The 23,515-nt window shown below is 40.0% G+C and carries 31 protein-coding genes and 1 pseudogene; 6 read left to right on the plus strand and 26 right to left on the minus strand.

Annotated features, from left to right (window positions below; genetic code table 11):
* Positions 1–10: 10 nt before the first annotated feature.
* The 6 genes from C2M33_RS00810 to C2M33_RS00835 all read right to left on the minus strand — a co-directional run bounded on the left by C2M33_RS00810 (position 11) and on the right by C2M33_RS00835 (position 4,341).
* The gene (locus C2M33_RS00810; RefSeq protein WP_105173418.1) at positions 11–262 is read right to left on the minus strand and encodes a hypothetical protein; all 252 of its coding nucleotides are present in this window, start codon (positions 260–262) and stop codon (positions 11–13) included.
* A gap of 39 nt (positions 263–301) precedes the next feature.
* A complete protein-coding gene (locus C2M33_RS00815) occupies positions 302–706 on the minus strand; it encodes a DUF1761 domain-containing protein (protein WP_063703553.1) in 405 nt (134 codons plus the stop codon).
* Positions 707–858: 152 nt separating this feature from the next.
* Positions 859–1,392, minus strand: coding sequence for a response regulator transcription factor (locus tag C2M33_RS00820; protein ID WP_105173419.1), 534 nt, complete (start codon positions 1,390–1,392; stop codon positions 859–861).
* Entirely contained in the window at positions 1,389–2,600 is a 1,212-nt protein-coding gene (locus C2M33_RS00825) for an ATP-binding protein (RefSeq protein WP_105173420.1), read from the minus strand. Before C2M33_RS00825 ends, C2M33_RS00820 begins: the two co-directional genes overlap by 4 nt.
* A 17-nt stretch (positions 2,601–2,617) precedes the next feature.
* Positions 2,618–3,022, minus strand: a complete 405-nt coding sequence (locus tag C2M33_RS00830; RefSeq protein ID WP_063703547.1) for a nuclear transport factor 2 family protein — start codon at positions 3,020–3,022, stop codon at positions 2,618–2,620.
* Positions 3,023–3,030: 8 nt separating this feature from the next.
* Positions 3,031–4,341, minus strand: coding sequence for a metal-dependent hydrolase family protein (locus tag C2M33_RS00835; RefSeq protein ID WP_105173421.1), 1,311 nt, complete (start codon positions 4,339–4,341; stop codon positions 3,031–3,033).
* Positions 4,342–4,492: 151 nt separating this feature from the next.
* Between C2M33_RS00835 and C2M33_RS00840 the strand changes: the two genes are divergently transcribed.
* Together C2M33_RS00840 and gloA2 are read left to right on the plus strand one after the other, a co-directional pair.
* Positions 4,493–5,566, plus strand: a complete 1,074-nt coding sequence (locus C2M33_RS00840; RefSeq protein ID WP_105173422.1) for a ketoacyl-ACP synthase III — start codon at positions 4,493–4,495, stop codon at positions 5,564–5,566.
* A gap of 70 nt (positions 5,567–5,636) precedes the next feature.
* Entirely contained in the window at positions 5,637–6,023 is a 387-nt protein-coding gene (gene gloA2 / locus C2M33_RS00845; protein WP_063703538.1) for an SMU1112c/YaeR family gloxylase I-like metalloprotein, read from the plus strand.
* 1 nt (position 6,024) lies between these two features.
* Here the strand turns inward: gloA2 and C2M33_RS00850 are convergent, their stop codons facing one another.
* On the minus strand, positions 6,025–7,386 hold the full coding sequence (locus C2M33_RS00850; protein WP_105173787.1) for a leucyl aminopeptidase family protein: 1,362 nt from the start codon (positions 7,384–7,386) through the stop codon (positions 6,025–6,027).
* Between the two features lie 88 nt (positions 7,387–7,474).
* Positions 7,475–7,885, minus strand: coding sequence for a hypothetical protein (locus C2M33_RS00855; protein ID WP_105173788.1), 411 nt, complete (start codon positions 7,883–7,885; stop codon positions 7,475–7,477).
* Between the two features lie 106 nt (positions 7,886–7,991).
* On the opposite strand from C2M33_RS00855, the gene C2M33_RS00860 reads away from it, so the two are divergent.
* The 3 genes and pseudogenes from C2M33_RS00860 (at position 7,992) to C2M33_RS00870 (ending at position 12,657) form a co-directional block, all read left to right on the plus strand.
* The gene (locus C2M33_RS00860; RefSeq protein ID WP_082401749.1) at positions 7,992–8,144 is read left to right on the plus strand and encodes an oxidoreductase-like domain-containing protein; all 153 of its coding nucleotides are present in this window, start codon (positions 7,992–7,994) and stop codon (positions 8,142–8,144) included.
* A 297-nt stretch (positions 8,145–8,441) separates the two neighbouring features.
* A pseudogene (locus C2M33_RS00865) lies at positions 8,442–11,027 on the plus strand (TonB-dependent receptor plug domain-containing protein).
* 145 nt (positions 11,028–11,172) lie between these two features.
* A complete protein-coding gene (locus tag C2M33_RS00870) occupies positions 11,173–12,657 on the plus strand; it encodes a tetratricopeptide repeat-containing sulfotransferase family protein (RefSeq protein WP_105173423.1) in 1,485 nt (494 codons plus the stop codon).
* Here C2M33_RS00870 and C2M33_RS00875 read toward each other — a convergent pair.
* From C2M33_RS00875 to C2M33_RS00935, 13 genes are all read right to left on the minus strand, one after another.
* The gene (locus tag C2M33_RS00875) at positions 12,590–13,492 is read right to left on the minus strand and encodes an alpha/beta fold hydrolase (RefSeq protein WP_105173424.1); all 903 of its coding nucleotides are present in this window, start codon (positions 13,490–13,492) and stop codon (positions 12,590–12,592) included. The genes C2M33_RS00870 and C2M33_RS00875 overlap by 68 nt on opposite strands.
* A gap of 479 nt (positions 13,493–13,971) precedes the next feature.
* On the minus strand, positions 13,972–14,505 hold the full coding sequence (locus tag C2M33_RS00880; protein ID WP_105173425.1) for a hypothetical protein: 534 nt from the start codon (positions 14,503–14,505) through the stop codon (positions 13,972–13,974).
* Between the two features lie 94 nt (positions 14,506–14,599).
* Positions 14,600–14,977 carry a hypothetical protein gene (locus C2M33_RS00885; RefSeq protein ID WP_105173426.1) on the minus strand — a complete coding sequence of 126 codons (378 nt, stop codon included), beginning with the start codon at positions 14,975–14,977 and terminating at the stop codon, positions 14,600–14,602.
* A gap of 88 nt (positions 14,978–15,065) precedes the next feature.
* A complete protein-coding gene (locus C2M33_RS00890) occupies positions 15,066–15,464 on the minus strand; it encodes a hypothetical protein (protein WP_105173427.1) in 399 nt (132 codons plus the stop codon).
* 481 nt (positions 15,465–15,945) lie between these two features.
* On the minus strand, positions 15,946–16,278 hold the full coding sequence (locus C2M33_RS00895) for a hypothetical protein (protein ID WP_062565550.1): 333 nt from the start codon (positions 16,276–16,278) through the stop codon (positions 15,946–15,948).
* A 115-nt stretch (positions 16,279–16,393) separates the two neighbouring features.
* Entirely contained in the window at positions 16,394–16,900 is a 507-nt protein-coding gene (locus C2M33_RS00900) for a hypothetical protein (RefSeq protein ID WP_105173428.1), read from the minus strand.
* A gap of 103 nt (positions 16,901–17,003) precedes the next feature.
* Entirely contained in the window at positions 17,004–17,282 is a 279-nt protein-coding gene (locus tag C2M33_RS00905) for an Imm32 family immunity protein (RefSeq protein ID WP_105173429.1), read from the minus strand.
* 103 nt (positions 17,283–17,385) lie between these two features.
* Entirely contained in the window at positions 17,386–17,643 is a 258-nt protein-coding gene (locus C2M33_RS00910) for an Imm32 family immunity protein (protein ID WP_058032185.1), read from the minus strand.
* A gap of 124 nt (positions 17,644–17,767) precedes the next feature.
* The gene (locus C2M33_RS00915; RefSeq protein WP_055022527.1) at positions 17,768–18,046 is read right to left on the minus strand and encodes a hypothetical protein; all 279 of its coding nucleotides are present in this window, start codon (positions 18,044–18,046) and stop codon (positions 17,768–17,770) included.
* 101 nt (positions 18,047–18,147) lie between these two features.
* Positions 18,148–18,450 carry a hypothetical protein gene (locus C2M33_RS00920; RefSeq protein ID WP_105173430.1) on the minus strand — a complete coding sequence of 101 codons (303 nt, stop codon included), beginning with the start codon at positions 18,448–18,450 and terminating at the stop codon, positions 18,148–18,150.
* Between the two features lie 92 nt (positions 18,451–18,542).
* Positions 18,543–19,154 carry a hypothetical protein gene (locus C2M33_RS00925; protein ID WP_105173431.1) on the minus strand — a complete coding sequence of 204 codons (612 nt, stop codon included), beginning with the start codon at positions 19,152–19,154 and terminating at the stop codon, positions 18,543–18,545.
* 112 nt (positions 19,155–19,266) lie between these two features.
* Positions 19,267–19,671, minus strand: coding sequence for a hypothetical protein (locus C2M33_RS00930; RefSeq protein ID WP_105173432.1), 405 nt, complete (start codon positions 19,669–19,671; stop codon positions 19,267–19,269).
* A 107-nt stretch (positions 19,672–19,778) separates the two neighbouring features.
* A complete protein-coding gene (locus tag C2M33_RS00935; protein WP_105173433.1) occupies positions 19,779–20,078 on the minus strand; it encodes a hypothetical protein in 300 nt (99 codons plus the stop codon).
* 246 nt (positions 20,079–20,324) lie between these two features.
* Here C2M33_RS00935 and C2M33_RS21170 point away from each other — a divergent pair, with 246 nt between their 5' ends.
* Positions 20,325–20,546, plus strand: a complete 222-nt coding sequence (locus C2M33_RS21170; protein WP_199776345.1) for a phage integrase N-terminal SAM-like domain-containing protein — start codon at positions 20,325–20,327, stop codon at positions 20,544–20,546.
* Between the two features lie 234 nt (positions 20,547–20,780).
* Here the strand turns inward: C2M33_RS21170 and C2M33_RS00945 are convergent, their stop codons facing one another.
* The 5 genes from C2M33_RS00945 to C2M33_RS00965 form a co-directional block, all read right to left on the minus strand.
* Positions 20,781–21,182 (minus strand): DUF4259 domain-containing protein, encoded by a 402-nt coding sequence (locus C2M33_RS00945; protein WP_105173434.1) that lies wholly within the window; start codon positions 21,180–21,182, stop codon positions 20,781–20,783.
* A gap of 124 nt (positions 21,183–21,306) precedes the next feature.
* Positions 21,307–21,633 (minus strand): hypothetical protein, encoded by a 327-nt coding sequence (locus tag C2M33_RS00950; RefSeq protein ID WP_105173435.1) that lies wholly within the window; start codon positions 21,631–21,633, stop codon positions 21,307–21,309.
* Between the two features lie 107 nt (positions 21,634–21,740).
* Positions 21,741–22,193, minus strand: a complete 453-nt coding sequence (locus C2M33_RS00955) for a hypothetical protein (RefSeq protein WP_105173436.1) — start codon at positions 22,191–22,193, stop codon at positions 21,741–21,743.
* Positions 22,194–22,638: 445 nt separating this feature from the next.
* Positions 22,639–23,001: a hypothetical protein gene (locus tag C2M33_RS00960; RefSeq protein WP_105173437.1), complete on the minus strand. Its 363-nt coding sequence runs from the start codon at positions 22,999–23,001 to the stop codon at positions 22,639–22,641.
* A gap of 142 nt (positions 23,002–23,143) precedes the next feature.
* Positions 23,144–23,335: a hypothetical protein gene (locus C2M33_RS00965; protein WP_062565556.1), complete on the minus strand. Its 192-nt coding sequence runs from the start codon at positions 23,333–23,335 to the stop codon at positions 23,144–23,146.
* Positions 23,336–23,515 lie beyond the last annotated feature (180 nt).

Here is a 23,515-nt window from a genome sequence, read left to right on the forward strand (position 1 = left end):
TATTTTAATTCTATTTATGGGTCACCTTACCACCGATGATTTTTAGAGCAGGTGCGCCGCGGATCATGGTTTCGCGGGCGAATTGACGTTGGCAGTCAGGGCATGTTCCGGTTTCATTGGTAAAGTCTTGGCTAATGCGTTCGACAAAACATTTAACCAACGCGCCCTTTCCACCTTTGCGGTATTTAAATAATTGGCTTTTACATTGAGAGCAAAAAATATCGACCGTTTTAGTCGGGCCTTTTTTGTTAGGTTTTGCCATGACAACTACATTGCTAAATTAAAACCTTACTTTACCATGTTAAGGCCAGAGCCCCAAAACTAAGCCGATAATAGAAAACTGTAATATTGAATAACTTGCATTAACTAAAAACAATTTTAATGGGCGTTGTTCAAAGATATAACCAATCCCTAAAGCACAGCTTACCCAACACAAGCCAATAATAAAGCCAGTGCCTACGGCCACTCCCACATTGACATTTGCACCAATAAATAGCGATAAACTAAAGGCAATTAAACAACATAAAACAAAGCTGCCACCAAACACCATAACCGGGTTGATGCTTTGCAGGTCAAGCTCAGTTAAACCACAGCTTTCCATCCAAATACGTTTAAAAAGCCAAGGAGAGTACCACACAGCGCCCAATAGGAAAGATGCAAGGGCAGCAAAAAAAATCGCGAAGAAATTAAGTTCAGAAAAATGCATACACCAGACTCATAAAACTAACAGGGTTAATTTGACTTTAGTTAAGTATCAGCGATGCGGCAAATCAAAAAGGCTGAGATTTGTACCCATTTACACTTAAACCATACTTTTGCATTAAACCCTGCATTATTTCAGATTAATAAACAATCAATTTAGTGTTGTACGGGTTTTTTCTGTAATTTACGTTGTAGGGTTCTTCTGTGCATATTAAGTTGGCGCGCAGTTTCAGAGATATTACCATTGTTGCTATGCAATACATGTTGAATATGCTCCCACTCAAGGCGCTCTGGCGACATTATTTGGCTTGGCTCTGTGCTTTCCAACGAAACGCCTGCTTCAACATCACCCAAAATTGTTTTTAACAATGAATTAAAATCGACAGGCTTTGGTAAGTAGTCATCTGCACCTAGCCGTATGGCTTCGACGGCACTGGCAATACTGGCAAACCCCGTGAGTAATACGATACGCGCTGAAGGAAATTGTTCTCTTAAAGGCTTAATTAACGCAAGGCCGTTATCATCCCCAAGTTTTAAATCCACTAGAAAGTGGCTTGCCTCAAAAGTGGTTATTTGTTGTAAAGCTTGCTCACTGTTATGAGCGAGCTCACATGTAAAGCCTTGTTTTGTAAAGCGCCTTGCCAGTGTAGTAGCTAGGTTTACATCATCTTCAATAATTAAAAGTTTCATACAATTTTTAAACTAACCATCGCAATCGCGCCTTGCTGCGGGTGATTACTGAGTGTTAATGAGCCATTCAAACGCTCTAACGTCACATTCGAGAGCATCACAGCCATCCCCATTCCATCGCTACTTGGCATAAGCTGACCACCTAATGATGCCATTTGCTGCTCACTAAAGCCTTGACCGAAATCACGCAACGACAATGAAAGTGTTTGCTTATCGATTTGCCACTTAGCCTCAATCTTGTGTTGCTGATTGTGGTTGTTTGCCGCTACGGCGTTTTGCAGTAAGTTCAAAATAGCTGGCAACAGCATGGCATCACTTAAAATCGAGCATTCAGGGGCGTCATTTTGCCACTCTAAACTTTGCTCTGGAAAATGCAGAGTCATCGCATCTTGAATGGTGTTTTGTAGTGTTTTAGCGCTAATCACCTGTTTCGTTTCACCGGTTCTTAACGCATTTGAAAGTGATCTAAAGTGCTCAAGCTGCTCTTTACACTGGGCTAATGGTTTAGCCATTTCTTGCACAATAGGATCATTAGCTTGCTGCTCTTTAAGCTCTTCAAATAACAGCTGTAAGTTTGCTATCGGCGTTGCTAGCTGGTGCGTTACTTGTGCTGCTGCGCCATCAAGCGTTAATAACTGCTCATGCCTTAATTGTTGCTCGCGAGTGCGTGCAATGGTGGTTTCTCTGGCTCTTAACGCACTGTTTAATGTGCCAATTACAAAGGCAATAACAATGGCGCTGATAACAAAGTTAATCCACATACCAATAAAATGATGTGTCATCTGCATTTGGTGCATGGTGTGTTCAGGCATTTTTATCAGTAAAAAACTATAAGCGGCGATTGCCAGCACTGCCGTGTAGGCAAGCCCTTTTGCATTAACAGACACCGCCGCTATCATTATTGGTAACAGCAATAACGAAACAAACGCATTGGTTGCCCCGCCACTTAAGGAGAGCAAAATAGTTAAAAACAATAAGTCGGCTGTCAACTGCATTAACACAGCAGCAGGCTTGGCTTTCGTTACTTTTCTATATGCAAATATACTTAACAGCTGAAAGATTGCTTCAACACAAATAACAGCAAGTAAAGGCAGTAAAGGAATTTGGTATTCAAATAAAAAATACACCGCTATCACAGCAACAAACTGCACAGCGATTGCGGCGCTTCTTAAAATTAGCAGGCGACTTATCGCCGGATCGGTTTGCATAACGGACTCTTTAAAGCTTAATCATCGTCCATAGAAATAGTAAAAACAGCACAAGGCGTTCCTTGATGAAACACCATTTGCCATTGTTTACCATTAAAACGCCACAGTGACATACGCACTGAGTAGTTAAACTCTGAGCGAGCAGAACGTCTAAAGGCCGCTTGATAGCTTAGCTGTGCAACATCGTCACTGAGCATACGACCTTTAAAATGTTGATTATAAAACTGCGGTACCACCTCAGTTGGTAGGCGGGTTAAAACTTGGAATTTATTAAATGACGTGCCATCAGCGGCTATTTCAATAAAATCATCATCTAGTAATGCATCAAGCGCTTCAGCAGATTGCCGAACCTCTGGCTCAAGAAGCTGTCGTTCTGCATCAATTAAATGATTAAATAACGTCTCTTTAATTTTACCGCCCATAGTAACCCTTACTGTTTGAGCACTTTACCGCCCTTCATAACAAACTGAACCTGACTAAGTTCACTAATGTTATCAAGCACATTCATATTTACGCTGATAATATCTGCTTGTTTACCAACACTCAAGTCACCAAGGCTTTCACTTTGACCTAAAAGTTTTGCAGCTTCGACGGTAGCTGATTTAATTGCTTGCTTTGGTGTCATGCCATATTTAACTAATAACTCAAACTCTTTGGCATTATCGCCATGCCTAGATACGCCAGAATCAGTACCGAAGGCTATTTTAACGTTATTTTTTAACGCTAACTTAAACGATGCTTCCATTTTTGGGGCGACTACTTCTACTTTATCAGCAATCGCTTTTGGCATATTTGGGTTATTTAGCACTTCTTCTTTTACTGTAGCGCCAGCGAGTAACGTTGGAACTAAATACGCGTTTTGCTTTTTGAAAAGCTTAACAGTGTCTTTATCTAAAAAAGAGCCATGTTCGATTGAATCAACCCCCGCTCTAAGCGCTGCTTTTATGCCCTCTGTGCCATGAGCATGAGCGGTTACTTTACGGCCTAAATGATGAGCCGTGTTGACAATGGCATTGAGCTCTTCATCTGTAAATTGCTGGTTCACACCCGCAGCGGTATTACTTAAAACACCACCTGTGGCGGTAATTTTAATCACATCGGCACCACTTTTGATTACATCACGCACTGCACGAGTACAATCATCAGCGCCATCACACACACCCAAGCCACCCCCTTCTGTTGCTTTAGTAATATCACGACGATAACCATGCATATCACCGTGGCCACCGGTCGGTGTGATCATATCCCCTGCTGCAAAAATGCGCGGGCCAACAATGTCGCCACGTTCAATCGCTCGCTTTAATGGGAAGATAACTTGATAGCTGCTACCTAGGTCACGCACAGAGGTAAAACCTGCATCAACCGTACGTTGTAAGTACTTTAAAGAACGAAGTGCATAGTCAGCTTCGTATTCAGTTGTCCACTGATGTGGGTTACGTTTTGCATCACGCTCAAAAGTAACATGAACATGCATATCAATCAGACCCGGCAATACCATCTGATTTTTTAAATCAATAATATCTGCATCACTGAGGTTTAACTGCTGCTTTGTTAAATAGCCTGCTTTTATTGCAGCAATTTTATTATCTTCAATAACCAGTGTTTGTTGTTCTTTGACATCTTGTACCGTGCCTACCAGCACCTTTCCAGCATATATAAGCGTTGTTTGTGCATTAACCGCAAACGCTGATAATAAAGATAGTACCGATAATGTGCTTATTTTTAGGTTTATTTTTTTCATAATCGCCTCTTTTTTATACTAGGTTTAACTTAAATACGCGGTAATTGCCATTATTTACGACATAGCAAAGCAATGAACTAGTGTTAACAAGTGAATTTTGATATAACTTCGGGAAAATTTAACAAGTCTGACCACATAAAGAGAACACATTATGTCTTATGCCCAAATTACTGGCTGGGGTAAATGTATACCACCAGCAAGCATCAGCAACGATGAAATTAGCAATATTGTTGATACCAACGATGAATGGATCACCACACGTACAGGCATCAAATCTCGCCGTGTCAGCCATGTTTCTACTGCCGACTTAGCTACGGTTGCTGCAAAACATGCCCTTGCCTGCGCGGGCGTTGATGGCAAAGACATTGATCTTGTGATACTTGCAACTTGTACTCCATCAACAATGGTGGCAAATACAGCGTCTCTAGTGCAAAAAAATATTGGTGCGGTAGGCGCAGCAGCAATGGATACTAACGCTGCATGTTCAGGCTTTTTATATGCATTACAAGCAGCCACTGCGCAAATTCGTGCAGGTATGATCAAAAAAGCAGTCGTTATTGCTGCTGAGCGCATGACGTGGTACATCAACTGGGCGCGCCGCGACAGTGCTGTATTATTTGGTGATGGTGCTGGTGCCGTTGTATTAGAAGCCTCAGATACACCATCTGGTTTACTTGCAACTAAAACCGGCTGTGACAGTGAAGATCGCGATATCTTACACATCGAAAACTTTGGTAGCGATTTAAATAAATACGAGCCAATTGGCCCGTCTAACTTGTTATTCGAAGGTCGTGAAATCTTCAAGCGTGCAGTTAAAGGTATGAGCGAAGCCTGTGATGACGTGCTAAACCAAGCACAATTACAGCTTGATGATATTGACGTATTAGTTCCTCACCAAGCAAACTTACGTATTATCCAAGCTATTCAGCAACGCTTGAAAGTAGCTGACGAAAAAGTCATGGTGAACATTGCCGATTACGGTAATACGTCTGCTGCGACAATTGCGATTGCAATTTGTGAAGCTGTTGAACAAGGACTAATCAAGCCAAACTCAAACATTATGTCAGCAGCATTTGGTGCAGGCTTAACGTGGGCGGCAAGTTACATTAAATGGGGCGAGCGCGTGACACCAATTGCGGTGTCTGATGCAGCTTTACCTGAGTGTGATAAAACAGGTCTTGAACTTGTTGCACCGGCTGTTGCGGCATGTAAAGCGGCAGAATAAAAAGCTGCATTCATTAATAGAAAAGCGCGGCTTAGTCCGCGTTTTTTTATGAGCATAAAAGGAATCGACCATGGAATTATTAGGCATCCATCACGCTGCAATCATCTGTAGTAATTACAACAAATCAAAGCATTTTTATAGTGAAGTATTAAAACTGCCGATTATTCACGAGCTATACCGCGCTGAACGTGACTCGTATAAATTAGATTTAGCACTTCCTGATGGTAGCCAATTAGAATTGTTTTCGTTTCCCGGAGCGCCACAAAGACCCAGCTATCCAGAGGCACAAGGGCTTCGACATCTAGCATTTAAAGTTGCCGACATTGCAAACGCTAAGGAATATTTAGAGCAACAAGGTATTTCAGTTGAAGAAATAAGAGTGGATGAAATCACCGGGAAGCAATTTACGTTTTTTGCCGATCCCGATGATTTACCGTTAGAGCTTTACCAACTCTAGATTATTGAAAGCGATCTTGTAGGTAGTTAAACACGGCGCGAATACCCAGTGCTTCCCCCCCTGCAGGACGACCTGGTAATGAACGTAAGTTCCAAGCCATCACATCAAAGTGCACCCACGGCGTGCTTGGCTCGACAAACTCTTTTAAATAAAGCGCAGCAGTGATTGCACCACCGAATGGGCTTGATGCACAGTTGGCAATGTCAGCTACGTCGCTTTTTAATAATGCTTTGTATTGATCAAATAACGGTAATTGCCAAATTGGATCATGACAGCTTTCGCCGGCATCCATTAATTTGTTCGCAACATCTCGGTCATTTGCGAAAAAGCCAGGCAATTCAGTCCCTAAAGCGATACGACAAGCACCTGTTAGGGTTGCAAAGTCAACAATCAGCTCTGGGTTGTCGTTTTGCGCTTCAGCAAGTGCATCGCACAGTACTAAACGACCTTCAGCGTCCGTGTTATCAATTTCTACAGTGATCCCTTTGCGTGTTTTGATCACATCACCGGGTCTAAATGCATTACGAGAAACCGCATTTTCAACTGCAGGTACTAGTACTCGTAAACGAATTGGTAAGTTGGCAGCCATAATTAACTGTGCAAGGCCAATAACATGCGCAGCACCGCCCATGTCTTTTTTCATGTTGCGCATGCCTGAACTTGGTTTTAAATCTAAACCACCAGAATCAAAGCACACACCCTTACCTACTAGGGTGATCTGCGGAGCATCTTTTGCACCCCAACGTAAATCAAGTAAACGCGGTTTATTCTCAGATGCGCGACCAACCATGTGGATCGTTGGGTAGTTTTGCTCTAATAATTCATCACCAACCCACTCGCTAAACTCACCATCAAAGGTGTCTGCTAAATCTGCCATCACTTGAGAAAGATGTTGCGGCATCATATCTGCAGCAGGCGTATTAACTAGATCACGGACTAAATTAATCGCACTTGCATGCTGCGATAAACGCTTAACTAAGCTTTCATCTTTAATAGCTAGTGTGGCACGTGGCGATGGTTTTTCTTTATATTCACTAAACTCGTAACCACCTAACACAAAACCCAGCGCTACTTGTTCTACAAAACTATCATCACCTTGAATTTGATAACAACCTGCTGGCAGTTTTGTTGATAAGTCACCTGCTAACCAAAAGTCTTGTAAATCATTAACTAAACAATACACATGCTCAAGTGAACCGGTTTCACTATCAGCAATTAAGGCCATGCCTTTGTTTTTGAAATCACAATTTGTTAGCCAATTTTGTAAGGCTTGCGGCTGCTCGGTTAACCACGTTGATAGGTCAGCTTTAGCAATAAATGACAGGGGAATTCCCGTAGAAGAATGGCGAATTAATGAACTCATTAAACGACTCGATATAAAGAAAAGGTATTTAAGCATACCAATATCTTGATACAAAAGGTATAGGCAAAATCAGATAAGCAAAACCTAATCAGTGTTTGTTTTGCTTCTCTTTTTCTTCTTTTTCGACTTGTTGATCAAGCTCTTTAATTGAGCGGTTCATATTGAACGAACTAGGTAAAACATCAACACCGACCCATTGCCCTAGTTTAACAACTAAAGGAATGGTGATAGGTGAAAATGGTAATACAGCAAAGACACCTAAACCGAGCCCTTTTAAAATATCTAAAAACTGCTCATTGGCTGTATGTAACTCTTCTTTAGTAGCTAAGCCTTGAGTGTATCGCCTATAGATATGAAGCATCTCTTTTGTTTCTTGCTTTTCTTGGGCAAGTGCGATTTTAAGTGCTACCATAGCGCGCTTGAAACGTAGGGTCTGACGCTTTTTGGTAATTTTAGCCACTCTGAATGGGGCTCGATGAATAACTTTGTATAATCGCATTTGGCTATTTTCACACAGCATGCGAAGTTCACAAAGCATAATTTACTTATATTAGTTTTTGTTTTATTCTTCATACTCTATTCGTAATTATTTTTCAGTATTAAAAATGAACACACCTATACAACAGGCTGAGCCAAAACCCCAAAAGCCGGCCCCAGATGAATGTTGTGGTGGTGGTAGTTGTTGCCCATGTGTGTGGGATGAATACCGAGAAAAATTAAAACAATGGCAATTAAACAACATTCCGCAACAAGCCTAATAGACCGTTCCAAATCCAATTCCGCTCAAAAACCAATCAAAAAATTCCTTTTTTAAAATATTTTTGGATATTTTATATACTTTCTTACACATAAAAGAAAAAACAAGAATAATTTATCCCCTGCAATTTCATGCACATAATTAAAAAAACAATAATAACTTGCAAATTAAAAAGCCAAAAACAACATCGTATTAACAATTTGCAAAATAAATTTACAGGCTGTATAAAAGATTTACACCAAGTTTTTTGATTAGCTTTGGTGACATAATCATAAATATTCTAACTGGGGAAGTCGGAATGAAATTCAAAAATAATGCGCTACAACAAGCAATTAAATTTGCTTTAGCGACAACAACAGCAGGCCTGTTTGTGTCGGGTTCAGTTGTTGCTGCAGAGCAAGCAGCAGAAGAAACTAAAGTTAATAAAAATGTAGAAAAAATTGCCGTGGTAGGTACTCGTTCAGCACCACGTTCAATCGGCGATTCACCAGTACCGATTGATATCATCGGTGGTGAAGAGCTAGATAAAGGCGGCAACACTGATATGCTTGAGCTTTTAAAAGGCTCAGTTCCTTCTTTTAACGTTCACCAAAACCCAATCAGTGATGCAGCGTCACTTGTTCGCCCTGCTAACTTACGTGGTCTTCCATCAGACAGCACATTAGTGCTTGTTAATGGTAAACGTCGTCACCGCGCATCAGTTATCGCCTTCTTAGGTGGTGGTATCAATGATGGTGCTCAAGGTGCTGATATCTCAGTTATTCCAAGTATTGCTTTAAAGCAAGTAGAAGTACTTCGTGACGGTGCTGCGGCACAATACGGTTCTGATGCAATCGCAGGTGTAATGAACTTTGTATTAAAAGACGCGTCTGAAGGCGGTTCATTTGAAATACGCCAAGGCGAATACTACGAAGGCGATGGCGATACAACGCAAATTTCAGGTAACGTAGGTTTACCATTTACTGACAGCGGTTTTGCTAACTTAAGCTTCCAATATAAAACAGCTGATGCAACTAGCCGCTCAGTGCAACGTCCTGATGCAGCAGCGCTTAACGCTGCAGGTGTGCCAGACGTTTCTTCTTTAGCACAAGTTTGGGGTGCGCCTGAAGTTGATGATGATATCTCAATCTTCGGTAACATCGGTTTAGACTTAAGCAACACATCGCAATTCTACATGTTTGGTAACTACTCTGAGCGTGATGTACGTGGTGGTTTCTACTATCGTAACCCACACACTCGCCCAGGTGTTTACTCAAATGATGGTGGCGAAACACTGCTTGTTGGTGATTTAACTGGCGATATGAGCGGGAACTGTCCTACCGATATCATGATTGATGATAACGTTTTAGATAACCAAAGATAAATCGATCTAGTTGCTAACAACCCAGACTGTTTTGCATTTAACGAAATGCTTCCAGGCGGTTTTACACCTAACTTCGGTGGTAACATCACAGATACTGCTTTAACAATTGGTACTAAAGGTGAAATCACATCTGGTTTCCTTGAAGGTGCTTACTATGATTTAAGTGGTACAGTTGGTTATAACGAATCACGTTATTTCATCTATGACACAATCAATGCGTCATTAGGTCCAGATAGCCCACGTGATTTCAGCCCAGGTAAATACTCACAGTTAGAGAAAAACTTTAACGCTGATTTATCAAAAGGGTTTGATTTTGGTTTAGCTTACGATGTAAACGTTGCCGGTGGTCTAGAATGGCACGAAGAAACATTCACAGTTGTTTCTGGTGACGAAGCGTCTTTCACTGCGGGTCCACTAACTGAACAAGGTTTTGGTATCGGTTCGAATGGTTTCCCTGGTTTTAAACCATCTGATGCGGGTGAATACACACGTCGTAACTACGCAGCGTACGTTGATGTTGAAGCTCCATTCACAGAAGACTTCCTAATGGGCTTAGCACTACGCTATGAAGATTATGATTCATTTGGTTCAACAACAAACTACAAGTTAACGGCTCAATACCACTTAACTGAAGACCTAAACGTGCGTGGTTCAATCAGTACTGGTTTCCGTGCACCAACCGTTGGTCAAGCAAACGTAAGTAACGTTCAAACAAACTTAAGCAGCGGTGTACTTGTTGACTCAGCACTTTTACCACCAACAAACCCAATTGCCGTGCAATTAGGTGGTACAGAGCTTGAACCCGAAGAATCACAAAGCTATACATTTGGTGCAGTTTGGACAATTGGTGACTTATTCTTCACTGTTGACTATTACAACATCCAAGTAGATGACCGTATCAGTCAATCAGATAAAATTGAGTTAAGCCAAGCTGATAAAGACACACTTGAAGCAGCGGGTGTACCAAACGTACAAAACTTAGCGCAAGTAAGCTTCTTCACGAATGACTTTGATACAACAACGCAAGGTATTGATGCAGTTGCTAACTATTCAACTGACCTACTAGGCGGTAGTTCAACATTCAGCTTAGCGTACAACTGGAACGACACTGAAGTAACTAAGTCAACAGACATTACTGGTGAGTTTAAAGTAAGCCGTTTAGAAAATGACTTACCAAATCACCGTGCAACGCTTAGCTGGGCACAACAGTGGGAAAACTTCTCTGCATTTACACGTGTTAACTACTATGGCGAATACCAAGGCGTACACGTAGATTACGATGCAACAGCGAAAACAGCTGATGCAGCAGTAACGATTGATGCAGAAGTAACTTACTTCCTAACTGAAGAGCTTAGCTTCTCTGTAGGTGCTACAAACTTATTCGACCAAGAAGCAGAGAAACTTGATTTCTATGACAGTACTGGCATCCCTAACAACAACTGGGGTGGTAAATACTACGAAACGTCGCCGTACGGTATCAACGGTGGCTTCTATTACGTGAAAGCTACGTATACTTTCTAAATAGAACCGCTTTCTAGGTTGAGCAATCAGCCTAGAAAGTCGATACCCCGGATTTATTCTGGATATTTATAGTTATTCAAGGCGAAAGACATTTCGCCTTTTTCGTTTTATAGTAAATAAAAATAACAAATAACCCGCCATTCCTATGCTGTTAGAAAAAGCGAACCAACTACTGAATGAAAACAAGCTTAAAGAGGCCGAGTTTCATTTTAAAACCATTCTCGATTCAGATCCTGAAAATGGCGAAGCGTTATTTGGATTAGGCCGCATTGCCCTGCGTTTAGAGCGTTATGATGCAGCGGTTTACCTTCTACAAAGAGCCTGTGAACGACTACCTCACATGCTTGAACCACTCCATGCCCTTGCCGATGCTTTTAATGGCGTGCATTCGCCACAAGATGCCTTAACCGTACTCGAATATGCAAAGTCAATTGCCAGCCATAACCCTGAGCCACATTACTATCTTGCTCAGCATTATTTAACCTATGGTGAGCTAGACAAAGCCTACAATATTTTAAAACATGCCCTTGGTATGGGAAATTACCCTGTAAAAGCATACATTTTATTTGAGTTAGTGCAGTTTGGACGTTTTAACAACGAACAAAATTACATAAATGAGCTACACCAGTTTTTAACTTTAACCAATAATCTGCGCTTAAAAATGGTGTGTTATTATGCACTGGGTAAAAGCTATGATCAGTTAAATGATACAGAACAAGCTTTTAACTACTTCAGCCTTGCTAATAAGCTACAAACAAAACTCACGCAGTTTAAAACCCGTGACTTAGTGCCTTTTTATCAGCGCATCATAGAGCAAAATACAGCTGAGCTAATTGATGCCAGAGACAAAACATTCACAGGCACAATTACCCCCATTTTTATAATTGGCATGCCAAGAAGTGGCTCAACGCTGGTAGAGCAAATGCTGGCAAGCCACAATGACTTTGCCAGCCTTGGCGAAGATGCCAGTATCAGTAATCAGGTTGTTGCATACCTTGAACAACAAACGCAAGTCCCCTACCCAGATTGCTTAGCAGAGCTAAACCAAGGGCTAATTAACAATGCCCGCACTATTTATATTGAACGAATAAAACAAGCGCCAGTTGTACGCCCCTTTATGATCAATAAGCTGCCTGCTAACTATCAGTCACTTGGATTGATTTACTTACTCTTTCCTAACGCCAAGTTTATTAATATGCAGCGCGAGTATAATGCAATGGCTTGGTCAGTTTTTAGCAACTATTTTGCTGAAAACGAACCTTATTTTTGTTCACTCCCAGAGTTTAAACAGTACTTTGATTTGTATCAGCAGTTAATGGAACATTGGCAAAACGTGATGCCAGAGGCGGTTTTTGATTTAAGCTATGAAGCACTTATCAGTGACAGCGAACAAACACTAACAGCCCTGTGTAAGTTCTTAGACATTGAGTACAGCACACAATTTTTAGATTTTTATAAGTCAAAAAAACCGGTGGCAACGCTCAGCAAAACGGCTGTGAGACAGCCGTTAAGTGATAAAGCATTAGAGAAATACAAACGCTACGAGAGCGCAATGCACACGCTTATGCGTGAGTCTCAAACCAGTTCAACAAGTCAACAAACTGATCAAAACGCGCCTGTGGGTGAGTAAGCATATTTATGTGATCATAATCGACCTTATGGCCAAACTTACGGCCATAAATGGTCATCGTTTGCTTGCCGATGCCAGACTCTTCCATAAACTTTTCAATATCAATCGGCTGGCATAGGGCTTTATCTTTAATACCCGCCACATGCATAATGGGCGGCAGCGCCTTATCAGCTAATGCGTTGGCGTAATCAAAGCCATCGTCAGTATCGACCCAAGGTTTACGCTTAGCCCACTGCATACTTTGATAATGCGATTTACGGGTTTCATCATCACTGCCCCACTTCAGCTTTTTAGCCGGAACAAAGCCATGCTTACGGGCAACTAAGGGTGCCAAGCCATACCAAATTAAATTACCTTGAATATACTTGCTTGGATGATGGTTATACAAAGACCGTTTAGAACCAAAATAGCCGCAGGCTTTAACATCATCAATCAACTCAGGAAAACGGGCAAACACACTGTTCATTAACACCCCGCCCCATGAGTGCGCCACCCAATAACGAGCAGGCTCGCCTTCAAGCTGCTTAATTTTATCTAAAAATGCAGGGATATCTTCTAAAATAGCCTCGGTTTGACCATACTTTGCATGCTTTGAAATCGCAGGTTTACTCTCACCACGACCACGTAAATCTGCCACATAGCAAACATAGCCATGCTCAGCTAAAAATGGTGCTAAACCTTTATTGCTGTGGGTGTAAAAGATTTTGCCATTTTCAACGGCACCATGCATAAAAAACACCGCAGGGCCTTTCGCATCATTCTTACTAATACGGCGTAAATGTAAGGTTTGGCTTTCGGCGAGTTTAATAAACACCGATTCTTGTTTAATCGTCACGTTTGACCTTTTTATTCTTATAGACTCATCGTACCAGTGTTAAATTACGCCAGTCTCTTCAGCAAAGCAAGTTTTGGCGTGGCGATTGCCATTCAAAATGAGAATCTCAGGCACGATGAGATTTTGACTAAATTGTAACACCAATGCAGAGCCATTATTCATTGAAGTTAGAAGTTCGAGATACATAAGCCTTTGGCTAAATGAGCACTAATGAAAAGCTATGAAATGGTGCTGAAAAAGTTTGTTTGATGATTTTAATGCTACGTAATTAACATATGCGGAGGAGACAGCCATTAGCTATCTTAAAGCCATCGTTGAGTACGAGCAGGCGTTGAGCATGACTTTGACTTTATCTGGACAAAAATGTTTAGAGTATTTATTTGGTAGCGCCACACTAAGAGGCTGGTAATGCAGGGCATAAACTTGTGTAGCGAAGCGAAACTGAGCCAAGCGTTAGCAGTCACACCTTAATTAGATTGTTATGTTTTATTAGTTGTAAAATATTCTATAAGCTTGTTTAAATAAATACGTTTAATCAACCTAGAATTACGATTGCAAGTAGCTGGAACCTCGATTTCTTCATATAATTGCTCGGGGATTTCCTCAATATAATAAAAAGAAAACATACTAGAATCTGTATAGATCTTTCGGTTAGTGTAATTTTTTTCGAGTTCCCAGAATGACTTACCCAATGCCGCTGCACTATATTTTCCGTTCTCGTTTTTTTGCAGAAAAACGACATGATCTTTATATATGTTGAATAAAGCAGATTGAATTGTACTTATTTTCCAATCAATAAGAACAAAGTCAGTCTTATTGTCGCCTTTGAGGATTTTTTTTATCTTTACTTTTGACGTGCCTGAACCCTCCGAGTTTTTCATTACCTCTTCAATTGAAACTTGCGCTATTAAATCCGAACGAGATACTAAATCACTCCAAATAGTGAAGCCTTGTTTAGCATGCACAGAAAATGGCAGGAGAGTTAGAGACAAAAAAATATGTTTTAATTTCATTAGAGTAAAAATCCGTGGTAATAACTAACGCCGCCAGAATGGGCCAAAATTGCGAAGCATATTTGGGGCCTGCATGGCTGGCCTTGTTAAGTGCCTACTTTGCTTTTGACACTGTTTTATTAATTAGATCAACATTAAATTTACGACCTAGTTCATCTGTTACTTTTAGACTAGTACCAAAGAAATTAATCTCAGTGTTTGTGATAAAAACATCTTGAATATCTTTCTCGATATTTGGGTCATATTCTGTTTTGTAAATTTGAATACCCCAATCTTTAACACCTGTCTTTGCATCTAGTACGCCAATGTAGCCACCATTTTGATCTGTGCCGTTATCATGAGCCCAATGAGTTACAACATAAACATAGTTACCATGAATGATGGCAGACACCTCTTTAGGCGCAGGTCTCTTGGCATAACTTATTGATGCAATCATCAAAAGCATGATTGTAAATAATGTTTTCTTATTCATTTGCAGTTTACAATTGCCTAACAGCCGCAAAATAGCAGGCTAAACTTATGAAAGAATGAGCGCAGCCCTGCTGTTCTGCGTCCATTGTTTAATTAATTTGTTCTGTTCTCTTTTTAAACTGTACGTATTTAACATGTACTTTATTACCGTATGTACCAAATGCATTAGGTAAGACTATTGCTTTTCTCAGCCCTCTTAATATTACCCTTGAATGTATTCGTGGTGGATTAATACTCAATATTTTTAAATTTATTACTTTACCTTCATTTGATACATCAAATTCCACGGTGCCTTCTGTATTTGTTACTGCACAAGCAGAAGGTAATGAAGAGTTGAACCGTATTGTACTGGGTTCAAAAATACTGTCTTTACCTTCTATTGGTGCTGCGATGCTTATGGGCTCATCTAGCAAATCAACATCAGGGTCATTGCATGCTTTAGTTACGCCGAATTGGACACCAACCACAAGTAATAATGTGCTAATCATTATACCTCCTGAGAATATAACGCTTTGCTAAGGGGCAATTGACTGTTGGCAATACTTGCGCGAAGCGCCAAGCCAACTGTTAATTGTCCCAGTGAGTTTACGAACGAACTTGAGCAACTTGTTATAAGCCATCTTTAGCACCATGCGTAAACAGTAAAAACTTGGGGGCATAACCCGTAAATACAACATGCCCTGATATATATGACATACCAAACGTCACGATACCTAATAGCCAAATACTATGATCATATGGTTCAGTGAACGCAAAAGTTCCGTAGCTAAAATAGCAAACAATGAGAGTACAAAGATGAAACCCGCAAGCACCCTAAAAGGAGTTCTAACTTTAGCTAATTGTTCCTTCGGTAAACTCATATCTTCCTTTGGCTTATAACGCTTGGCTAACCGGCGCAAAATAGCAGGCTAAAATTAGCGACGAAGGAGCGCAAGCCTGCTGTTTTGCGTCCCTAGGTTTAGGCACTTGTTATGTATTTTTTAACCTTAGCTTATACAAACCAGTTAACCTTTTTGATAAGCCCATACAAATCATCACTGCATAGAGCAATGCAACAATATTCCACCCTAGATAAATTAGAACTCCAGTATTAATAAAGCTATTAATATACAAAGCCCAACCTAAATTTCGGTCTATTGCTCCTTGGGCAAAGTCAGTACTATTTACTGTAAATAAAGCAACAGTCCCCATTAACGCAAAAATGAAGAAAAGTACTGAAACAGGATAATAAATCCACACAACTTCAAAATATGCACTTAAAGCGAAGATTATGGTGATTATTGCCCACCTAATTGTTTTCATACTCAAAACCTAAGAAATACATAACGCTTGCCGTAAACGGCACAAAATAGCAGGCTAAAATTAGCGACGAAGGAGCACAAGCCTGCTGTTTTGTGTCCTTTGTTTAACGGCCTTGTTAGCAGTTGCTTTGTTTCCGCCATGCTCTTATTTTTTTAACTAAAGAGACTTCATTTTCACCAGCTACTGAAGAGCCATAAAACTGCGGGTTAATTTTGAAACCATAAGGCCCCATAACTCTGTACTCTGGAGCAACTGAGATAATTACGAGACCGGCTTTTAGGCCTCCAGTAGCTCTATGAACTGGATTTTTGCAACCTCTCACGGCTTTTTTAGGTATGGTCTTCATCCCAAAAACTGTGCAAACTTTTAAAGAATCAGAGTTAAGCTCCAATGCTCTACCACGTGGGAAGAACAGCATTATTTGATAACCAAATTCACACAATACAATCCATATGAGACACGCAACAAAAACAATAAAGTAAAAATCACTTAACTCATTAAAATTAACAACGCTATCAACAAGATCTTGCCACAAAACATTGATCAGCCACACTCCACCAATAAAAAGAAGTATGTTCAGAATTAATGTTGATAATTTGAAGGTAAAATTTTCGTTGTTCACTTTTGACTGCTAACGCCCTGTTAATGGGCGGATTACGCTTGGCTAAAATTAGGAACGAAGTGACGCAAGCCAAGCTTTATTAGTCCATGCGTTGATGCGCTTGTTAGGTTTCGGACTTCCCGATATTTAATTCAACACCTTCAGGTTTTATTGAGACCTTAGGCATTTCGACTTCATCTAAGTGTTTGTGATAACCCGGCACATCACAATTGGCGACCTCAATTAATTTGGCAGCTAAAGCCAATAGTCCATTTTTATCACCTGACAGATAAACCGATTTATCAGCTACGTCCAATTCTATAGAGCCACTATGCTCAGTTTCACTAAAAGGAATTCCACTTTTATTGACAATGAATTTGTGACTGAACTCAACTTCTTTCATAAGAAACCTAACGCCGCAAATAAACGGCAAAAATTAGTTGGCTAAACTTGTGAGGAACGAACAAAGCCAACTGATTTTTGTCCGCCCTTTTTAATTTGCTTTGTTATATGCCTGTTGTCTCTATTTTATGGCCGTAAATAACAAGGTGATTAATAATCTCTCGAGACTCGGGGTTACCAATTAACTCATTGGTTAACTCATGACCTCCCCAATCTTCTGTCATTAGATGATCATGTGCATTTCCAGACTTTTCGGCTTGCGCTGCAATAGCCTCTAATCGAGATGCTAACCAGCGAAGCTTTTCTGGTGATGCATGAATGAAAACTTGTTCAGCTTTTTCGTCTTTTTCTAAAGTTAACATCCGAACCCTTTTGGCATATAACGCCCTGTTAATGGGCGGATTACGCTTGGCTAAAATTAGCGAAGAATGAGCGCCAGCCAAGCAGTAAGGCGTCCATTTTAAACAGCTTGTTAGGTTACTAACCTCAATCTACATTGTGATACTGTGCTGCTTGTTCGTAACAGTTAACACATACGACTGACATTTGATTAAACTCTCTGAATCTTTCTGTCATGCCGTCCTCTTCCTCAAAAACAGCCTCACATTGATAACACCAAGCTTGAAGATCATTTGGAACGCTTGAATTTTCAATGAAACCGAGAGGCTCTCCCTCAGGTTTGACAAGATGACCACATAGTACGGCAGCCACTCGCTTTCCATGCTTACCGCAATCAATATACATCGGTTCTATATCTGTACTCATTAGTAACCTAACGCCCGCATAATGGGCGGATAATGCTTGGCTAAAATCAGCGAGGAACGAGCGTCAGCCAAGCTTTAGACGTCCGTTCATTAATGCGCTTGTTATACGTTTTTACCACTGATAATGATGTTACAAGCTTTAGTAACACTGTCCCGGTAATACTCGATAGTTTCTTTTAATTCTTTATCAGCTTTAGCCAGAAACTCTTCTGAGCACTTTGACCTAACATGAGTTAAGGGTAAATGATCTGTTTCTGATTCAATTTCACCAAAAATATGAAATTCAGTGTTCCAGCATTGGCCATACTTTTCATTACCAATACGCCATAGCTTAATTACGTTATCTAAGTAATCTTCATCGCTTTCCAGCAGCTTTTTCGCAAACGTAATTGCTTCTTCAGGCACTTAATTTACTCCGAACTCTAGAAACGTATAACGCCTCATTCAGAGGCAAATAATTGTTGGCTAAAATCGCGACGCAGGAGCAAAGCCAACTGTTATTTGTCCTGCTGTAATGACTTGTTAGGCATATTCTCATCCAACTTGTTTATTAAAGAATTTGGTACCATTATTTTAAACAAATCCAATGGTAAAAATTTACTGATTTCACGCATTGATTGATTATGCGATTTTGAAGTTCCGTAACTAATACCGGGATAATTTAAGGCTGTATTTGCAAAGTACGCAGCTTCCATAAGTAATTCCTTGATATCAATTTCGCCCATATAAACGGGTGGAACAAGTAAACGACCTATAGTAGTTCTTTGTAAGTTAACTTGACCAATATACTCACTAATTTCAGGGTCAGTATCTTTGCCGTATTCAAATAAAAAAGCCGAACCTTCAGAATACCAATCGGTTTCCATAGCGTCTTCCCATGAGATTTCACCTTTGCAAAGTTTCTCAGCAGCTTCAACACCTTTTCTACTACCTGAGTCAGGAAGTAGCTCCCAGATTCGCCTACAGCATTCAAGTAAGTATTTTTGAATAATAGTCATTGATTCGGGATCTTTAAGGTGTCCACGCTCTCTTAAAAGATAAATAATCTCCCAAGAGGATTCTTCACATGCTTGATCTACAGGTTGAATATTATCGACAGGGTTCACCATATGCCTAACGCCGCCATATGGGGCGCACAAATGCTTGGCTAAACTTAGCGACGAAGGAGCGCAAGCCAAGCGTTTTGCGTCCAATTGCCATGATGGCCTTGTTAGTTGCCAATTACTCTAAATTCTGCAAAATATCATTAGCCTTATCATCAAGGTTTCTCACCCAAATATCTGAACCTTTTTTGAGTAAAACTATTCTATCCATTAAGTCTCCATAAAACGAACAGCCAGTTTTGACTTGGTTAATATCACCAGCGACTCCTTTAAGAGAGCGCTCTGTAATTAACCTGACACTCTTTTGAACAGGAATCATAATGCGCAATTCAGCTTCCTCTGATGATTCGTTTGAATCACCTAGCAATACAGCCTCTGCTTCTGGAGAATAGATCCCTGTTATGTAAGCTATTGCTACAACATCAGCCTCAGCAACCTCATTTGCAAGATCAAACGGGGCTGGTCGACATGCCAGTACAGGGAAACAAGCTATGGAAAGTAAAAAAGCTAGAATCTTATGCATAATCATCCTTGGCAACTAACGCCTTACTAATGGGCGCATAAATGCTTGGCTAAAATTAGCGACGAAGGAGCACAAGCCAAGCGTTTTGCGTCCTTTTGAGTAACTTGTTAGCTGTACTTAGCCACAAATTTAAACCTTTCTGTATAATATTGAATTAGCTTCTCTAACTCTTTATTTCCGTCGAATTCAATATGTAGAGCACAAATATTTTCTTCTTCTGAACCATCAAAAGTAATCGTAATTAAGTTTTTGTCTAGTTCCCAAATCGAAGTGTTACTAGTGAAATTATAATAATTCCAACGTCCACCATGCTCTTTGATACTTATATGTTCAAAAACGACGCCTTCTACTTTTGTTGAATCTAAAAAAGTAGACCAGCCTTGCTTTGGAGATAACTCAATTTTCAAATTACTTCCTTGTACAGCTAACATGTTTATAGCGAGCGAATCGCGCGTTTTTCTTCTATAGCATCGCTCGCTTTTCTTATTAGATTATTTTTAACAAACATGTTAACTAATTGCCAGTGTTATTAAAATTTAGGAGTTCTCGCTTATACCTCAGGATAAAAACGAGCGATTGGGTCGTTTTCTTGACTATACGAGCGACTGAGCTAAAACTGTATATATACACAGCTTCATTTCAAAGGAATGAAAATGAAAACTCGCTCTCCTTATTTAAACTACATTGCAGACTATATGCTCACTCGTCAGTATTCATTAAGAACAATTAATGCTTATTTAGGTTGGATCACAAAATTTATTCTCTTTCACAACAAACGTCACCCAAGCTCAATGGGAGATGCAGAAGTCAAAGCGTTTTTAGACCATATTGTATTAAAACGTAATATGTCACCTAAACACAAAGCGCAGCTTTAAATGCGCTGGCTTTTTTATATAAACATATTGTCAAAAATGAGCTTTCTTTAAACTTGAATTTTGCACGAAGTAATCGACAACCCAAGCTGCCTGTAGTGATGACGCCTGATGAAGTAAAGCAATCTCTTACTCACCTGCACATATTGCAAAGAGCGACTTTGTGTAAAAAAAATGAGCGCCATAACAGACATAAACAAAACGGGCGTAGCAGTATGTGTCAGGTGCAGCAATTTATTAGCCGTTTAAGTTTGACAATATACTTTCTATATTCCCCTTCCATGCAGGGTAATCTTCTTCATTTTCTAGCCACAACTCATTTAGTTCTGACTCTCCTGATAAAACTCTCCGCAGGCCTTCAGAAATATCAGACTTTAAATCTTCAATTCCTTCTTTTCCTTGCTTCGATAGCCATTCGTCATAGCCTTCGGTATTATGATTATATTTTGTACCGTTTAATAAGTAGTCCATTATAGAAGCAGCAACAATAACTTCGTGGCATTCATCGTATTCCAGATACTCCGCATCTTTATGGTTTTGTGCTTTTTTGATAAAGCTGAGAGCGTCTGTTTCCATAGCTTCATAAAGTAAGTCACAAGAAGTATCATCATCAAACACTCCCATTCCCCATGCACCCATATCATTTCTCCTTTGTTGATTTGATTTCGGCCAAAGCCTTTATAACCGGCAGCCTGCCGCGAAGCTGCGTTTAGTCTGTCTAGCGTCGCAGTGGCGGTGGCTGTTAAACTTGTTAGGTGACTGGCTACGCATTTTTTATTACACCAAATTCATACTCATATGCCGCCCCCCCCTCATTAAACACCCAACCTTCTTCGATAGCTCCTTTAATAATATTACGAATGATATTTGGGGTTATTTGAGTTTGATGACTAGATAGCCAATTATCTGGCCGATCAATATTCAGAGTAACATATAAAACCTTGGGCATTTCACAGTCCAATTCTTGAATACCTATGGTCATTGGGCTTTGAAATGCCCCCTGAGTGTAAGTTGGCATTGAACGAATTAACCAACCGTATGTATGCCCTTCATACTCAATTTTTCTAATTCCTTTTTTAGGTAGTGCCATTCAACTTTTTAACCTAACGCCGTAATAAACGGCACAAAATAGCAGGCTAAAATTGGCGACGAAGGAGCACAAGCCTGCTGTTTTGCGTCCATTGTTTTATGGCTTTGTTAGGTAGCGAAAACCTCTGCTTTACCAATCACTTTTACAATAGGGCTTTCTCGACAAACAACCTCTAAACATTCGTCAGAAGTAACTATTAAGTGAGACCATTCACCATCATTTCCTATAAAGAAGGTGAGCGGACTTTCTTTGTGCCAGCCGTGACCTCTTATTTTAAAAGTATTGAACTTTGGTCGTTTTTCGCTCCAAACTTCAGTCAACCCATGCTCATCAAGACAACGAAAGCCATTTACAGATTCAAATAATAGCTGGTATATAGTTTGTGATTCTTCGTGAAATACACGAGCAACAAGTTCATGGTTTTCGTGTTTTGCGTCGCCTTTAATCAGGTACTTTACACCATTCGATTTCTCTAGAGTCCACTCTTTAGTACCCCATGACAAATCAACTAACCACAAACTGCCATTTTCAAAAGGTGTTGGCCAACTCTGAAATTCCATCTAGCTACCTAACAATTCAATAGTGCGCGCGTCACGAATCTTTCTGCCAATGTCACGCTCATGTATTTAATAAATCTATTAGTAACAAATAACTTAAGGCATCGGCAACTCGTATTTTTAATTAATCCTAAAGGGTTTCAGAAAAATAAAATGCGCTCGTTGCTCATTTTTTAATATATGTGCGTACTACATAGTTTGGAAACAAATTAACTATTATTTTAAGCCAACCTCAATGTTTAGCTATCTCTGAAAATAGACATTTAGGGTATTTGCGTTAACTAACTACTGGAAAAAACATTTTAGAGAGTCGGATGTATTAGGTGAATTTCGCATAAACATTTCTATTGGCTAGCGCACCACTGAAGAGCTAGAAATAGCAACAAAGTGACGCAACCCATTTGTTAGCGCCTCAGCGAGAGTATTTAGTGGTTTGTTATAATCCGAACTAAAGCCCACGTTGCCACCGCTTTGGATAGATACCTTTAAATACGATATTATTAAGTTCTTGCCTATCGATATGCCCTTTCTTGCACTTAATTCCATAGTAAATAAAGGCAGTTAAAGCACAAAATGCGTATAGTGATAAACAAAGAATTAATAAGCATATTGTGAACATTACAGATACTGTACCAACATCGTAGCTACGTATTGGGATATCTGACTCAATACCAAAGCTCGAGGCAATTATAAAGAATAACGGGTACGCTACTGAAAGCCCAAGCAGGCAACCAATACCACCAACTTTAGCAGACTGCGAGTAGAAATATGGTTTTAGTCTTCTCTGACTATTAATCGCTTGAATTAGCACAAAGCTTTCCTATGGTGTATAACGCCGCAATATGGGACGTATTAAGTTTGGCTGAAATTTGAGAGGAACGAGTGCCAGCCAAGCTTAGACATCCATTCATTGATGCGTTTGTTATATTTACTATGCTACTGAAAGCATATAATCATACCCACAATTCACCACCATTTTTCAGAGCCTTAAGTTTTTTTAAAACCTCTTCAGCGTGCTCCCAGTCTCTGCAAGGAATAGAAATTTTGCCTTTACTTTTTTTTCTATTCCAGATCAAAGGAGTTCCAGCCCTGGATTCAATAATTTCGCATTCACCAACATTTTTAGGAATTTGATATTTAGGCACAGATCGAATCCTTAAGTAAATATAATGCTTAGCTAACGGACACAAATTGTAGCGCGAAAATGCCAAAGGCGCGCCCCGTTTTTCTCCCAGTGAACGTGTTAAGCGTCTTTTATGTTCAAAGCAGGAATTTAATTCATTATCTCGAAAACGCTAAAACTTTCACAACGGTTATTTTTTATA

The sequence above is a fragment of the Pseudoalteromonas sp. T1lg122 genome (genome assembly GCF_002964825.1).
GTDB lineage: Bacteria > Pseudomonadota > Gammaproteobacteria > Enterobacterales > Alteromonadaceae > Pseudoalteromonas > Pseudoalteromonas gelatinilytica.